The sequence below is a fragment of the Bacillus sp. UNCCL81 genome (genome assembly GCF_900112535.1).
GTDB classification, from domain to species: Bacteria; Bacillota; Bacilli; order Bacillales; family Bacillaceae_G; genus Gottfriedia; species Gottfriedia luciferensis_B.
The window spans coordinates 188,367-203,422 of record NZ_FOMF01000009.1 but is presented as its reverse complement, the minus strand read 5'-3'; the positions used below and the strand labels follow the sequence as shown (position 1 = coordinate 203,422).

General features: G+C 35.0%; 11 protein-coding genes and 1 pseudogene. 9 read left to right on the top strand and 3 right to left on the bottom strand.

What is annotated here, in order from left to right; genetic code table 11:
• Positions 1-490 precede the first annotated feature (490 nt).
• Both BM319_RS19110 and BM319_RS19105 read right to left on the bottom strand, forming a co-directional pair.
• Positions 491-820: a YjcN family protein gene (locus BM319_RS19110; protein WP_091024195.1), complete on the bottom strand. Its 330-nt coding sequence runs from the start codon at positions 818-820 to the stop codon at positions 491-493.
• Positions 821-984: 164 nt separating this feature from the next.
• Positions 985-1,554, bottom strand: coding sequence for a phosphoglycerate mutase family protein (locus BM319_RS19105; RefSeq protein ID WP_091024193.1), 570 nt, complete (start codon positions 1,552-1,554; stop codon positions 985-987).
• A gap of 323 nt (positions 1,555-1,877) precedes the next feature.
• Between BM319_RS19105 and BM319_RS19100 the strand changes: the two genes are divergently transcribed.
• The 6 genes from BM319_RS19100 (at position 1,878) to BM319_RS19075 (ending at position 8,245) form a co-directional block, all read left to right on the top strand.
• Positions 1,878-2,651 (top strand): nucleotidyltransferase domain-containing protein, encoded by a 774-nt coding sequence (locus tag BM319_RS19100; RefSeq protein ID WP_091024191.1) that lies wholly within the window; start codon positions 1,878-1,880, stop codon positions 2,649-2,651.
• Positions 2,652-2,713: 62 nt separating this feature from the next.
• Positions 2,714-3,157 (top strand): Dps family protein, encoded by a 444-nt coding sequence (locus BM319_RS19095; RefSeq protein ID WP_069033875.1) that lies wholly within the window; start codon positions 2,714-2,716, stop codon positions 3,155-3,157.
• A gap of 252 nt (positions 3,158-3,409) precedes the next feature.
• On the top strand, positions 3,410-4,447 hold the full coding sequence (argF, locus tag BM319_RS19090) for an ornithine carbamoyltransferase (protein WP_084006894.1): 1,038 nt from the start codon (positions 3,410-3,412) through the stop codon (positions 4,445-4,447).
• A gap of 39 nt (positions 4,448-4,486) precedes the next feature.
• Complete coding sequence (locus BM319_RS19085; RefSeq protein WP_069033874.1) at positions 4,487-5,701, top strand: argininosuccinate synthase; 1,215 nt, start codon at positions 4,487-4,489, stop codon at positions 5,699-5,701.
• A gap of 27 nt (positions 5,702-5,728) precedes the next feature.
• Complete coding sequence (argH, locus tag BM319_RS19080; RefSeq protein WP_069033873.1) at positions 5,729-7,120, top strand: argininosuccinate lyase; 1,392 nt, start codon at positions 5,729-5,731, stop codon at positions 7,118-7,120.
• A 117-nt stretch (positions 7,121-7,237) separates the two neighbouring features.
• Positions 7,238-8,245, top strand: coding sequence for a PTS sugar transporter subunit IIC (locus BM319_RS19075; RefSeq protein WP_069033872.1), 1,008 nt, complete (start codon positions 7,238-7,240; stop codon positions 8,243-8,245).
• Positions 8,246-8,296: 51 nt separating this feature from the next.
• Here the strand turns inward: BM319_RS19075 and BM319_RS24835 are convergent, their stop codons facing one another.
• Positions 8,297-8,470, bottom strand: coding sequence for a hypothetical protein (locus BM319_RS24835; RefSeq protein ID WP_175403492.1), 174 nt, complete (start codon positions 8,468-8,470; stop codon positions 8,297-8,299).
• 18 nt (positions 8,471-8,488) lie between these two features.
• Between BM319_RS24835 and BM319_RS19070 the strand changes: the two are divergent.
• From BM319_RS19070 to BM319_RS19060, 3 genes and pseudogenes are all read left to right on the top strand, one after another.
• Positions 8,489-8,620 (top strand): annotated as a pseudogene (locus BM319_RS19070) (acetyltransferase); the annotation flags it as partial.
• A gap of 49 nt (positions 8,621-8,669) precedes the next feature.
• On the top strand, positions 8,670-9,428 hold the full coding sequence (locus tag BM319_RS19065; protein WP_069033871.1) for a metallophosphoesterase: 759 nt from the start codon (positions 8,670-8,672) through the stop codon (positions 9,426-9,428).
• Positions 9,429-9,811: 383 nt separating this feature from the next.
• Positions 9,812-15,004 (top strand): S8 family serine peptidase, encoded by a 5,193-nt coding sequence (locus BM319_RS19060; RefSeq protein WP_091024190.1) that lies wholly within the window; start codon positions 9,812-9,814, stop codon positions 15,002-15,004.
• Positions 15,005-15,056 lie beyond the last annotated feature (52 nt).

Here is a 15,056-nt window from a genome sequence, read left to right as displayed (position 1 = left end):
CGTCTTCATTAATTCTTTTTGCAATTTTTCGACTGCATTCAATTTTCCCATGTTTTACCCTCTTCTTCATTCAGTTTAGTGGATCCGGTCCAAAACTATCCGTTAAGCATACCAAATAAAGCGGATAAATGCACACTTTAATAGCCATGAGTTATTAATTCGAAAAGAAAAAGTATCGAACGATGGTTAGAATAACTGGAATGAAGATGATCGAGCAAATGGATACGTTTATACCAGCTCTTGCAATGGATTTGATTTTTGCTTGTAATAATTCGTTGGTGTGCTCGTCGAGAACAATTGCTTTGTTCTTTTCAACGAGTGAACGAAGAAGTTGACTGAGATGCCACTTCGAACGGTTTACTATTTATTTTTATATTGTTTGTACTGTTGGCAATGACGAGCGTATACAGTCCCTTTTGTTGATTAAATTAAAAAGTTATGCAACTAACGCATTAGTTAGTTGAACAAGGAATTAATTTAAGGGTGGACTTTATGGACCAGTACCTACTGAAGTTACTTTGTAACCTTCTTTAAATTTTTTTACATAAAAAAGTGGGGAAGTATCTCCAACTGGATTATTACGGTCAAACCATGTTACAGCATAGAGATGTCCATATTCGGGGTCATCAAGCTCATCGTCTGTGATAATGGCAAAAAAACTTTGGTATGTATATCCTTTTTTGTAAATGTACTGACGGATAGTTGATTTTGCTGTGTTATTATTGTGAATAACTGGTGCTAAGACAGGCAGTAAAACAATGGCTAGTCCGAAAATTATACACAAAAATAAAATGATTTTTTTAACTTTTCTTTTTTTCATCTTATTACCACCTTTCCTATAAAATTTATGCTATTTTTTCGTAAAAAGACCCTATCTTATACAACTCTTCTTCCATTTAGTTGCACAAAAAAGAGCTGCCGAAGCAACCCTTGTTGTTCAACTAATGCATGCGTTAGTTGAATAAGAAGTAAATGTATAATCTTTTAATCATCGACTGAAAATGTGTTTATATGCCAATGTTTCGAACTTGTTTTTTTATTTACTTTCCAACCAGTCTTTTTAAGTTCTTTAGCAATCAACAGATTAAAAAATCCATGTCCGACCAATACAATATCAGTATGTTCTTGGGCATATTTTTTTAATAAATTTGATGCTTTTGCAGCTCTAACTTTCGCTTCATTCAAGGACTCACAGTTACTTGAATAACCACCAAACCACAGACATCTAAGTATCACAGCCCAAATACTCGGTTTTAACCTCAATCCAAGCAAATTTGACATAGGTGTAGGTAATTCTGTTTCACGAAACAAAGGATTTGATTTAGAAGTAATATCAGGATTTAAAAACTCTGCTGATTTAATCGTTCTTATCAAATCACTTGTAATAATTACTTTGGTATTCGCTACTATTTTGAGAGTTTCTAATGGATAAGTCTCTTCTTCAAAGACCCCATTATCATCATATTTTTGTATCCATTTTTTAAACTCTCTACATGTTATTGGTTTATCTTCAGTCCACAGAGATTTACCATGTCTTATCAATGAAATTTCCATAGAACACTCCTAAAAGTTAATTACTGTACTGATAAATTTTACCATATTTTGGAGTTTTATCGTTATTTTTTGAAACTTCTTATTCAACTAATCTGCCAGTTAGTTGAATAAGAAATTCAGCAATCTTCTTTAACAGAGCCTTCTTTTAAAATCAGAATTTAATGATCGGGTTTTAGCTTTAACTATCGATATAAAGTCATACGGAGCCTATTTTAATCCTTTTGTTCCAATTATAAATTCAAGAAACTCCTTGTGCAGAGATTTTAATCATTATTATACTAGTTATACTATAGCATTTCATGACGCGGTTTAAGGAGATAAATATGAAGGAAATAATAGTGGAAAAACTAAAACAAATAGAAACCGAACATGACGTAAAAATACTATTTGCAGTTGAGTCTGGTAGTAGAGCGTGGGGATTTCCATCTAAAGATAGTGATTATGATGTACGTTTTGTCTATGTTCATCGCAGAGATTGGTATTTAAGCATTGACCAAAGACGTGACGTAATTGAATATCCAATAAATGATTTACTCGACTTTAGTGGGTGGGACTTAAAAAAGGCACTTAATCTTTTCGCAAAATCAAACCCGGCCTTATTAGAATGGTTAAGGTCTCCAATTGTTTATCATGATGACTTAACGATTTCAGAAGAATTAAGAAAAGTCGGTAATCAAATTCTTTCTAAAAAGGCGTGTATTTACCATTATCTTCATATGGCCAAAGGGAATTACCGTGATTACCTGCAAGGGGAAGAAGTTAAGATTAAAAAGTATTTTTATGTATTAAGACCACTATTAGCTTGTATATGGATACAAAAAAACAATGAAATTCCTCCAATTTTGTTTGATGAACTTTTAGAGATGGAAGGGTTAGAACAGGAATTTATAGAAGAAGTAGACAAGTTATTAATCCGAAAAAAACAAGGTGAAGAATTAGATCTTGAGTCTAGAAAAAAAGTATTAAATGATTTTATTGAAAATAAAATTCAGTTTTTTGAGGAGTATGTGAAGGGGATTACTGAATCAAACAAGGTAAATACTGAGGGCTTAAACGAACTATTTCGAAGTACAATTGAACATTCATGGGAAAAATAGAATAGACTCCACACTTTTTGGGAAAAATTTCTTTGTATGTTAACAAAGAAATTGGAGTGTGAATGAAGTTGGCAAATTTAGAAAGTCTATTGAATCAACAACTGGCGAATTGGAATGTATTATATGTAAAATTACATAACTATCATTGGTATGTAAAAGGACCAAATTTCTTTACTCTACATGAAAAATTTGAGTTGTATTATGACGATGCAAAAGTAATGGTAGACGATTTAGGAGAACGTATTTTAACAATTGGTGCAAAACCAATTGCAACACTTCGTGAATACTTAGAAACGGCTACGATTAAAGAAGGTAATCATACGTTTTCTGCAGAAGAAATGGTATCTGATCTGATTAAAGACTATGAAAAAGTTGTACAAGAATCGCGTGATGTAATCTCAATTGCAGAAGAAAGTGATGATCAAGAAACAGCTGATTTATTCCTAGGTAAGATTGCTGAAATTGAAAAGATGCTTTGGATGTTAAAATCATTTCTTGGAAAATGAATAAATATTTAAAAAGATGGATTAACCTATCATTACAGATGATTGGTTAGTTCATCTTTTTTTATTTTCCCCCTTTTTTTCATCTTGTTTTCTAGTATAAAACGAGTGTTTATAAGGGTTTTTGTGATGTGTTAAAATTTTTCGTAAAAAATTACCAAAAAAAACTAAAAAACAGATTGTATAATTATTTATATTTGTGTATAATCATTCATTATATAAGAATCTTAACTTCTAAAAAAAGGGGATGGATTTATGAGTAAAGTATTGAAAGAAAATCATGTAAAGAAAAATGGTTATATTCAAAAGACAAAAGGGAATGTTACAAAAGGAAATTTTAGCTCTGTAAAATGGTCGGATTTTAAAGGGAAAAATTTTCTTTCAATAAGTGAGTTTTCATCAAGCGAATTATTATTCTTACTTGAAAAATCTTTAGAGATGAAAAATATGCAAAAGGCGAAAGAGGCACATCCTTATTTAAAAGACAAAGTACTAGGGATGATTTTTGAAAAGAATTCTACTAGAACGAGACTTTCATTTGAAATTGCGATGATGCAATTAGGTGGTCATGCAATCTTTATGAGTAGTAAAGATTTACAGCTTGGTAGAGGCGAAACTGTTCATGATACATCAAAAGTATTTTCTCGTTATGTAGATGGGGTCATGATTCGAGCAAATACTCATGAGATGTTGACCGAGTTCGCTGAACACTCGTCAATTCCAGTTATTAATGGTTTAACAAATCTGCACCATCCAGCTCAAATCATGGCTGATTTCTTAACTATTCTTGAGCATAAAGGTAGATTAAAAGGTTTGAAGATTGCTTATGTAGGAGATGGAAATAATAACATCTGTCATTCTTTAATTGAGGGTGCTGCTAAGCTTGGTGTTTATTTAACAATTGCATGTCCCGTTGGGTATGAACCTAATAAAGTTGTACTTCAATCGATGAAGCATGTTGCAAAAACAACTGGAAGTGTTATTGAAGTTGTTAATAATCCTGTAGATGGTGTAAGTAGAGCTGATGTTGTGATAACGGATGTTTGGACCAGTATGGGGCAAGAGGAAGAGACTGAAATTCGCTTAAAAGATTTTAGCCCGTATCAAGTAAATGATCATTTATTAGAAAACGCAAAAGATGATTATTTATTCATGCACTGCTTACCTGCACATAGAGGGGAAGAAGTAACAGCTTCGGTAATTGATGGTAAGCATTCGGTCGTATTTGATGAAGCTGAAAATCGACTTCACGCACAAAAAGCGATCTTAGTTGCCTTAATGGGTAATTTATAATTCTAAAAATCTATTAATAATCTAATCGGGGGTAATAACATGGGAAATGAGAAAATTGTTTTAGCATATTCAGGTGGTTTAGATACGTCAGTTTGTATTAAATGGTTACAAGAGAAATATAACTATGATGTGATTGCACTTTGTCTTGATTTAGGTGAAGGAAAAGATGTTGAAGCTGTTCGTCAAAAGGCGTTAAATTTAGGAGCAATTAAGTCATATATGATCAATGTAAAGGACTTATTTGCAAATGAATATATTGTCCCCGCTCTAAAAGCGAATGCATTATATGAAGGAAAGTATCCACTTTCATCTGCTCTATCAAGACCTTTAATCGCAAAATTATTAGTCGATGTAGCAAAGCAAGAAGGTGCAGTTGCAGTAGCGCATGGTTGTACAGGTAAAGGAAACGATCAAGTTCGTTTTGAAGTTTCAGTAATGGCTTTGAATCCGAATCTTAAAGTAGTGGCGCCCGTTCGTGAATGGGGTATGACTCGTGATGAGGAAATACAATACGCACATGAAAATGGTGTACCAATTCCTGTTGATTTAGATAATCCATTTTCAATTGATGCAAATATATGGGGAAGAGCTTGTGAAGCAGGTGTATTAGAGAATCCATGGAATGAAGCACCAGAAGAAGCTTTTGATTGGACGAATGCAATTGAAAATACTCCAGATGTTCCTGAATATATTGAAATTGAATTTTCAAAAGGTGTACCTGTTAGCTTGAACGGTCAGCCTATAGATCTTGTTCAACTTATCGAACAATTAAATGTACTTGGTGGAAAACACGGTGTAGGAAGAATCGACCATATTGAAAATAGATTAGTAGGTATAAAATCACGTGAAGTTTATGAAAATCCAGCAGCGCTAATCTTAATCAATGCTCATAAAGAATTAGAGTTCCTTACATTGCCTCGTGAAGTGACAAATTTTAAAGTAAGCATTGAACAACAATTTTCAAAAATGCTATACGATGGCTTGTGGTATTCACCTTTAATGGGTGCTTTAGATGCGTTTGTAAATACAACACAAGAAACAGTAAGTGGTATTGTTCGTGTGAAATTATTTAAAGGCACTCATACAGTAGTAGGTAGAAAATCAGAAACTAGTCTATACAATGAAGAGCTTGCAACCTATTCAAAGGGTGATTTATTTGATCATAATGCAGCAGTAGGCTTTATTAAACTATGGGGATTACCAACAAAGGTATATAGCGAAGTTACACAGAAAAATACAGTACTAAGTAAATAAAATATAGGGTTGATGAAGGAGGCAGTTATGTCAAAACTTTGGGGCGGACGTTTTACGAAGGAGACAAATCAATTAGTCGAAGAATTTACAGCATCGATTGAATTTGATCAAATAATGGCTAAGGAAGATATAGCTGGTAGTATCGCACATGCAACGATGCTTGGAGAATGTGGCATTATTGAAATCAACGAAGCTGAACTAATAATAGAAGGTTTAAATAAAATATTAAAAAAAGTTGAGAAAAATGAGGTTCAATTTAGTATAGAAAATGAAGATATTCATATGAATATCGAAAGCTTGTTAATTGAAGAAATTGGTCCTGTAGGAGGAAAACTACATACAGGGCGTAGTCGAAATGATCAAGTAGCAACGGATATGCACCTTTTTTTAAAAAATAATACGTCTTCCATTATTGATTTAATTGAAGAAGTTCAAAATAAAATCGTGACGCAAGCAAAAAAGCATGTAAATACAATTATGCCTGGATATACGCACTTACAAAGAGCACAGCCTGTTTCATTTGCACATCATTTACTTGCGTATTTTTGGATGCTAGAGCGTGACAAAAGCCGATTCAAAGATAGTTTAAAACGAGTGGATATTTCACCATTAGGTGCAGGTGCATTAGCTGGAACTACATTTCCAATTAACCGTCAACGTACTGCTGAATTACTTGGTTTTAGTGATATCTATCATAATAGTTTAGATGCAGTAAGCGATCGTGATTTTATCGTAGAGTTCCTTTCTGATTCGTCTTTACTAATGACACATATTTCTAGACTATCAGAGGAATTTGTCATTTGGTCTAGTCAAGAATTTCAGTTTATTGAATTAGACGATGCTTTTTGTACCGGCTCTAGTATTATGCCGCAGAAAAAAAATCCAGATGTTCCAGAATTACTTCGAGGTAAAACAGGGAGAGTTTATGGCAGCTTAATCGGGTTATTAACTGTTTTAAAAGGACTACCTTTAGCTTATAACAAAGACATGCAAGAAGATAAAGAAGGTATGTTTGATACCATCTATACTGTTGTAGGAACACTGCAATTACTTTCGGGAATTATCGATACAATGAAAGTAAATGAAAACCGTATGTATGAAGCTGTTAAAAATGATTATTCAAACGCTACTGACCTTGCTGATTACTTAGTTCGAAAAAATATCCCATTCCGACAAGCTCATGAAATCGTTGGAAAAACGGTTCTATATGCTATAGAGAATCATAAATTTCTTGGGGAATTAAAGCTTGAGGAATTTAAGGTGATTAATGAAGTGTTCGAAGAAGATATTTATCATACTTTAAATCCAAAAACAGTAATGGAAGCAAGAATTAGTGAAGGTGGAACTTCAACGAATGAAGTTTGGAAACAAATTACAAAAGCAGAAGAGTGTTTAAGCTTTTCAATAAATATGGTATAATTTTCTAATTGAAAACGTCCAATTATTTGGACGTTTTTTTGTGCTTCTAATTTATTAATAATTTTCTATTCATTATGCAAATACTAGAAGTAGTTACTAAAAAAAGGTAGGTATCATATGAGCACGCAACAAAAAAGTAGGGTATTTAGAGCATCAGAAGGTATAGCACATGCTGTTTTCGTCATGATCGGTATCGGGTCTTTACTTGAGAGTATTGGAAAGATTTTTCATTTTGAATCTTTAATGACGATTGGATTTTCGACTAAATTATTAATGGCACCTGCTATTGGTGCAGGTATAGCTGTTTTATTAGGTTCAAGTACGTTAATCATTTTTTCTGCAATGGCCGCTGCAATAATTGGATCCGGGGCATTATTGATGGTAGATACGGCGATGACCATTAAAATGGGTGAACCAGTAGGAGCGTTATTATCAGCTTTAGTTGCAATTCTTATTGGAAAAGCTGTTCAAGGTAAAACGAAATTAGATTTAATGGTTGTGCCTTTATTTGCCATCTTAATTTCAGGATTAGTTGGATTATATTTATCAAAATGGATTTCTCCAATCTTAATAGCGGTTGGGAATTTTATTAAAGGTTCAACTGAAGGTTCGCCAATTATTGCTTCGATTGTATTAGCGGTAGTGTGGGGGATATTAATTGTTTCGCCTGCTTCTTCTGCTGCATTAGCCATTGCATTGAATTTAGATGGATTAGCCGGCGGGGCCGCATTGGCGGGATGTGCAGCGCAATTTGTGGGATTAGCAGTTATCTCTGCACGAGAGAATGATCCAGGAAGTATCCTTGGTTTATTAATTATCACTCCTAAGTTACAACTACCCAATGTAACCAGGAATATTAGGATACTTATACCAACCATAGTTGCAAGTGCCGTGGCTGGACCGATTTCTGCATTCTTATTTCATATTGAAGCACCAAAAGAAATTGCCGGTTTAGGATTATGTGCACTTGTTGCACCAATGAATTTATTAGCTACCTATGGAAGTGCAGTTATGATACCGATGATTGTTACATACATATTAGTACCTGGGATTGTTTCATATATTGTGTACATATTCTTAAAACAAGCAAATATGATTAAAACTGGAGAGTTGAAAATATTATAAATAGAAAAATGAGTACTAAATAAAGTACTCATTTTTCATTGTATTGTCATTTTAATAGGTTACACTTTTATCGAACCATAATAGTTTTAGTAAACCTAATCCTATAAAAATAGTGCCTTGTGCTAGATTGATAATTGTAGAAGATTTCTCATTTTGTAACAATTTTTCACCAAAGCTGTCTGCAAAAATCGCTATAATTGAAAATACAATGAGAGTGAATACCATAAAAGTTACACCTAAAATGTTGGTGGAAGAGCGATTATAAATCCAGGAATAAAGATTGGACATAATGTTGTGATCGCTTTTGGTTCTGTTGTAACAAAAGATGTTCCTGACAATGTAGTTGTTGAAGGAGAAGGAAAAGTCCTTTTTAGGAAAGCTCAGCGAGTAGGTATTTCTTTTAAGGCGGGAAATGGAGGGCTATATGATTTATTTTTTCATTTGTATATTACTAGGTTTTCTGCTGTTAGTTTATATGTTCATAGAGGCACATCAAAATATAGTAAGAAAACATGAATTTTCTTTTTCGAATGCTCCTCTTGAAAAGCCAATTAGACTATTTTTTATTTCAGATATTCATAGAAGAAAAATACATTCTTCTATTATAAAGAGAATGTCTAATCAAGTTGATCTTGTCATAATTGGTGGTGATCTTTTAGAAAAAGGAGTACCTCTAAAAAGAATTGAACAAAATATTCAAAAACTAAGTAGTCTTGGGAAAGTCTACTTTGTTTGGGGAAATAATGATATCGAAATCGAAAAGACAGATTTAGAGAATATATTTACTAAATGGAAAGTAGTTGTATTGAAAAATTCATCTGTTACGGTTAATCATTTACAAAAAGAATGGTCACTGATTGGAGTAGATGATTTGAAAACTGGGAAGGTGGATCTTGATCTTGCTTTTCAAGATGTTAAACAAAATGTATTTAAGATTTTAGTTAGTCATAATCCAAGAGTCTTAAAGTTACTAAAGAAAGAACAAGGAGTTTCTCTTGTTTTAAGTGGTCATACACATGGAGGACAAATAAGGATTTTTGGATATGGTCCTTATGAAAAAGGAAAAACGCATGTGTATGAGGGGATAACTCAAATAATAAGTAATGGATATGGTACTACGACTATACCACTTAGATTAAGTGCTAGGCCGGAAACACATTATATTGTTATTAAGAGTATATAAAGTCATTAGGAGGAGATACATTCGTATCTTCTTTTTTTATTAGAACTTTTTTCATATTTTTCTTTGTAAAAAAATATGAACGACAAATAAATAATATGAAAATTTAGTCGAATTAGAGGATTGTAATAATTATTAGTAATTATTTCTAATCTTTCTTTTTTTTTATTAAAAAACTCAAAATTCACCCAAATTAAAATTGTCTGAAAATGACGTTTTATAAAGCTTTTTAATAAATAGTTCTATAAATAGGATCAATTTTCTTCTTTTTTTGATAGTTTATTTGATGAATTACCCCAATTTACGATGTCGATTACTAGCGATAAAATAAAAAAAAGAAAGAGAATTGTCAAAAGTCAAAAAAATAAAAAAATGGGGGAGAACAGGTGAGTAAAAGAAACTTTAAAATGAGTTTAGCTAAAACAACGATCAGTGCGCTGGTTGTGGGCTCGATGATTCCATTTAACGTACTAGCAGCTACACAAAATGCGAGCACAGAAAAAACGGTCATGGGTTCACTAGCTCAAAACACAAGCACACCAGACTTAACAGCTGAGCAAATCGCCGCGTTAAAGAACGTGTCACCAGAAAGTGATGTAAAGATTTCGCCAAAAATTGATACGACAAGCTCAAAACCAGTTAAGGTTATTGTCGAATTTACACAAGCGCCAGCAAAAATAAGTGTACTGCAAAAAGCAGTGGAGGGCGAAAAAACGACATTAAGCGCAGAAACTAGCGCAGTTAACTCGTCACACGCTACATTCAAGTCATTTATAAAAGGGTTAAATAATAGTGCAAGTAAAACGAATGCAGTAAATGCAGTATCTGCATTATCTGTTTCACCAAACGAAGTATCTAACGAAACATCCGACCAAACCGGGGACGCTACCGCTCAAATTACGCGTGAATACACACATGCATTAAACGGGGTGGCAATGACACTACCAGGTAACTTAGTTGAAAAATTATTTGATTCTGGTGTAGTAAATCGTGTATTAAACGATGACTTAGTAAAGCTTGACCCAAGTGAACTGAAAGCTGCTGCTGAAAGTGAACAAGGTGGGAATAATTTAGCAGAAAATTATATTCCATTACCAGGAATTGAAGATTTGCATAAAGAGGGCACTACTGGAAAAGGAATCAATGTAGGAGTTATCGATACAGGAGTTGACTACAATCACCCAGATTTAACAGACGTATATAAAGGCTACCGTGCAAAAAGTGGTGAAGATGCAAGCAAAATCGATCCAACGACAGTTAAAGGTTGGGATTTTGTTGATAATGATGCCGATCCTATGGAAACTACAATCGATGATTGGGTAAAAGCCGGCAAACCTGAAAGTGATGAACCGTATTACACGTACCACGGTACACACGTATCAGGTACGATTGCTGCTCAAGCGAAAAATAATGTAGAATTCCCAGCTCAAGGGGTTGCACCAGGCGTGAACTTGTATGACTATCGTGTACTTGGTCCTTACGGTACAGGGTATACAGATGGGATTGTAGGTGGAATTGATAAAGCAATACAAGATGGTATGAAAGTTATCAACTTATCTCTTGGAGCACCAGTTAATAATCCATTATCAGCTGAAGCTGTGGCAATTAATAACGCAACCCTTGCAGGTGTAACATGTGTTATTTCAGCAGGAAACTCTGGTCCAGGTGAAGGGACACTAGGTACACCAGGTGCATCAGCACTTGCCATTACAGTTGGAGCAAGTGATTTCCCAGTTAGTGTTCCAATTGCGTCAGCAAAAGTTGGAAATGAAACATTTACTGACTTCAAGTTACTTGGAAAAGGATACAATGATCATGTGTCAGATTTAGAGAACAAAACGTATCAAATCGTGGATGTTGGTTTAGCACAAGCAACTGATTTTAAAGATGCGAACGGCAATCCAATCGATTTAACTGGAAAAGTTGCACTTATTACACGTGGTACAATCCCGTTAGCTGATAAAATTACGAACGCAGCGAAAGCAGGCGCGGTTGCAGCAATTATGAGTAATAATATTGATGGGGACATTGATGCTTACTTAGCAAGTAATGATGGCTTTATACCAACATTCCGTATGACAAAAGCTGACGGTGAACGTTTACGTAATGTAGCAAGCACAAATACAATCACCTTTACGAATGTAAGTACAACAAATACAGAAGGGAACCACTTGGCAAGTTTTAGTTCAAGAGGACCAGTCGCTGCAACATATGACATTAAACCAGATGTTGTTGCACCAGGTGTATCGGTGTACTCAACTTATCCATATTTCGTTCATAGCTCAGATAAAGTAGATTATAGTAACGCGTATTCTCGTATTTCAGGTACATCGATGGCGTCGCCACATGTGACAGGCATTGCTGCACTAATCTTACAAGCCCATCCCGATTATACACCAGCCGATGTGAAAGCAGCGTTAACAAACACTGCTGGAAATCTAGACGGCAATTATTCTGTATATGAGCAAGGTGCTGGTTTAGTCAATGTCGTGAAAGCAGTAAAACGTGATGTAAGTTTTAAAGCACAGGACACAACTGCAAACATTGATAGTAGCGGTAATAGTGTGAACTTGAATTACGAAAAAGGTTCATTAACGTTTGGCGCAGTGTATAAAAAAGATGGTGCGGTCAATACGAGTAATCGAACAGTGAAAGTAAAAAATCGAGGAAACTCTGACAAAACATTTGATATTTCTACAACTTTCATTAAACCAAATGCATCGGTTAGTGATGCAACTAAAAACGGCATTACTGTGACAACAAGTTCACCATCATTAACAGTAAAAGCAGGTGAAACAACGAACTTTACAGTAACTTTGAATCTACCAGATACGGCGGAATATGGCCGATACGAAGGTTATTTGAACATTGTTAATCATGACGACCCAAGTGAGACTTATCGCATGCCATTGGCTGTTCGCTCGGTAGAAAAAGGACTTGGCAATTTACTAATGGATGTTCCGGCAGCTCCGACTCGTAAACCGGTAATCTATTCGGACTTCAACGGAAACCCAGGTCGTCAAATAAAGTTCCGATTCAATAGTCCAATGAAGTATTTCTGGATCGTGATTTATGACAAAGACGGAAATCCAGTCGGTGCAACAACGGATTCCCCATTAAATGTGAGCAGTGTTCAAACCGATATTGATTATGTTGTAGGCTTTGACCCAAGCACATATTATCCGTTTATTGGAGATCCAAAACTCGAAAAAACAAATATGTTCACAAAAGCAGCATTACCGGAAGGACAATATACGTTAAAAATGCGTACAACTGATACGACTAACATGTATGCAAAAACGTATGAAAAATCACAACTGTTCGTTGTGGACAACACGCTACCGAAGTTAACCTATAAAGACCATACACCTGGCGTGTACGAGTTAGAAGACAAAGATTTTACCGATGAAAAACAAAATGGCAACATGTACAACGCATTCTGGGTGCACACAAACCTATCGGATGAAGGGACAGCGAAACTTGCTCCACTTGGGTTAACGCAGTCAGCGAATATTTTATGGTACTATCACAATAGTATCGGTTACCCGGAAGGCGATTTCCCAGTTGATGCAAATGGCGATGCAAAATTCGGAATTGAAAAATCCGATATCGAAAATGGACCAGCTACAATTACGTTAATGCCAATGGATGCAGCACATAACGTTGAGCTTATCAATGATTTCCATGAGTACGCGTTTATCAAAAAAGGATCACCATATATGGTGCCGACGTATGACAAACAAAAAGTTACCTTAAATGATACAATCACGATGACGTTAAACTTAAACAACGTGAAAGATATGATGTCAGGTACTTTTAAATCAATGTACTACAATAAGTATCTTGAGCTACAAGGCGTAACAGTCAACCCAGCATTCCAAAAGTGGGCAGACCAAAACGGCGTGAAGGTTAATGTGGATACACCAGTGAAAACACCAGATGCGGTTTACGGACAAAACGCTACAGATATCAATGTTGGGGCACAATTAACAGGTGGATCAGACTTTAAAGGATTCAATGGCGATAGTCCATTTTTAGATGTGACATTCAAAGTGACAGATGACATGTGGGATATTATGGCATCGAAATTGACACCAGATGATGACACAACAAAATTTAGCATGACACAATACGGAACAAATGAAACAAAAGAGATTACAGCATTTAGCCGATTAAATCAATTCCAAATCGTTCCGACGCATTCACAAGTGCAAACGTACGTGAAACTTGAAGGGCTTAAAAATAACTTCACAGCGAAGTTGGATAGCATTGGCGCTAAAGGGTACGCACAACTACCCGACGGAACGAAAATACCAGGTACAATTGATAGTTATGGCTACATCGATATCAAAGGCATTCCACTTTCAAAAGATCCAATCAAGTTCATTGTGGAAGGACCAGGACACTTAAAGAGCATACAATCTATTACACTTGGTAAAAAATCACCATGGGGTGATGATATTGGAGAGTATAAATACATCGGAGGAACTCAAACATACGGTTCAGCTGGAGATGTAACTGGCGATGGCGTAATTGACGTTCTTGATGCGAAGCAAGTATCTGATAAAATGGGTCAACAAAATAGTGAAAACTACCCAATAGAAGATTTAAATAAAGACGGTATTGTTGATAGTAAGGACATGCAGTTTGTCGCGACTAACTTCGGTAAAACAAATCCAGATGCAACGATTTCACCAAAAGAAGTTATGAAAGTTGACGGTAAAGACTTGTATGCAACAGAAATCTTCAATAAGGCTAAGGTTTATAGTAATGTAAATACGTTCAAAGTTGATTCGAAACATGCTAACTCAGTTACACTTAATTGGTTAGCTGTAGATCCTGCCGGCAATTGGGGTGGATTGAAAATTCAACAGCAATCAAGCACGGATGGTATCACGTGGCCAACTACTTGGACAGATGCAAAACTGGATACACCAATCACAGTTAGCTCAACTAGTGCGAAAGTGACAGGATTAAGTGATAGTACGTACTACCGTTTTAGATTGGTTGTAATGGGTGGATTGAATGGAACACTTAACAGTGGATATTCAAACGTTATTCAGATGACAACATTACTATTAACACCAACTATTGACGTAATTGATGATAATGATACAACGATTACTGGTAAAGCAAATACGAATGTCAATATTGTTGTGAAAAATAATAGTACTGTAGTAGGTACAGGAAAAACGGATGCAAGTGGGAACTATAGTATTCAAATTAAACCACAAAAAGCAGACAGTGTATTAACAGTTAGTGCAAGTGATGCATCTGGAAATCAAAGTGAACAAGCATCGATTGTTGTATTAGATCGTACAGCACCAGACGCACCAATTATTAATACAGTTACGAAAAAAGATCAAAAAATTACAGGTAAAACAGAAGCAAATGCGACGGTTGCTATAAAATTCAACAATGTAGTGACAGAAGTACAAGCTGATCAAAATGGGAACTTCAGTTTAGACATACCTCATAAAAACTATGGCGATTACATTGGATTGGTAATCTCTGTAACTGCAAAAGATGCTGCAGGAAATGTGAGTGCTGCAACTGAAACAGTCATTTTAAACAAATAATAAAAACGGGGAGCCTCTGTGAATGAGGCTCTCTTTTTTCGTCCAAATCCCA

What these genes read in the sequence shown, in the direction of transcription:
- BM319_RS19110 (WP_091024195.1), bottom strand. Translation starts at nt 820, where the DNA reads ATGAAAAAAAGAAAAGTTAAAAAAATCATTTTATTTTTGTGTATAATT.
- BM319_RS19105 (WP_091024193.1), bottom strand. Translation starts at nt 1,554, where the DNA reads ATGGAAATTTCATTGATAAGACATGGTAAATCTCTGTGGACTGAAGAT.
- BM319_RS19100 (WP_091024191.1), top strand. Translation starts at nt 1,878, where the DNA reads ATGAAGGAAATAATAGTGGAAAAACTAAAACAAATAGAAACCGAACAT.
- BM319_RS19095 (WP_069033875.1), top strand. Translation starts at nt 2,714, where the DNA reads ATGAAGTTGGCAAATTTAGAAAGTCTATTGAATCAACAACTGGCGAAT.
- argF (WP_084006894.1), top strand. Translation starts at nt 3,410, where the DNA reads ATGAGTAAAGTATTGAAAGAAAATCATGTAAAGAAAAATGGTTATATT.
- BM319_RS19085 (WP_069033874.1), top strand. Translation starts at nt 4,487, where the DNA reads ATGGGAAATGAGAAAATTGTTTTAGCATATTCAGGTGGTTTAGATACG.
- argH (WP_069033873.1), top strand. Translation starts at nt 5,729, where the DNA reads ATGTCAAAACTTTGGGGCGGACGTTTTACGAAGGAGACAAATCAATTA.
- BM319_RS19075 (WP_069033872.1), top strand. Translation starts at nt 7,238, where the DNA reads ATGAGCACGCAACAAAAAAGTAGGGTATTTAGAGCATCAGAAGGTATA.
- BM319_RS24835 (WP_175403492.1), bottom strand. Translation starts at nt 8,470, where the DNA reads ATGGTATTCACTCTCATTGTATTTTCAATTATAGCGATTTTTGCAGAC.
- BM319_RS19065 (WP_069033871.1), top strand. Translation starts at nt 8,670, where the DNA reads ATGATTTATTTTTTCATTTGTATATTACTAGGTTTTCTGCTGTTAGTT.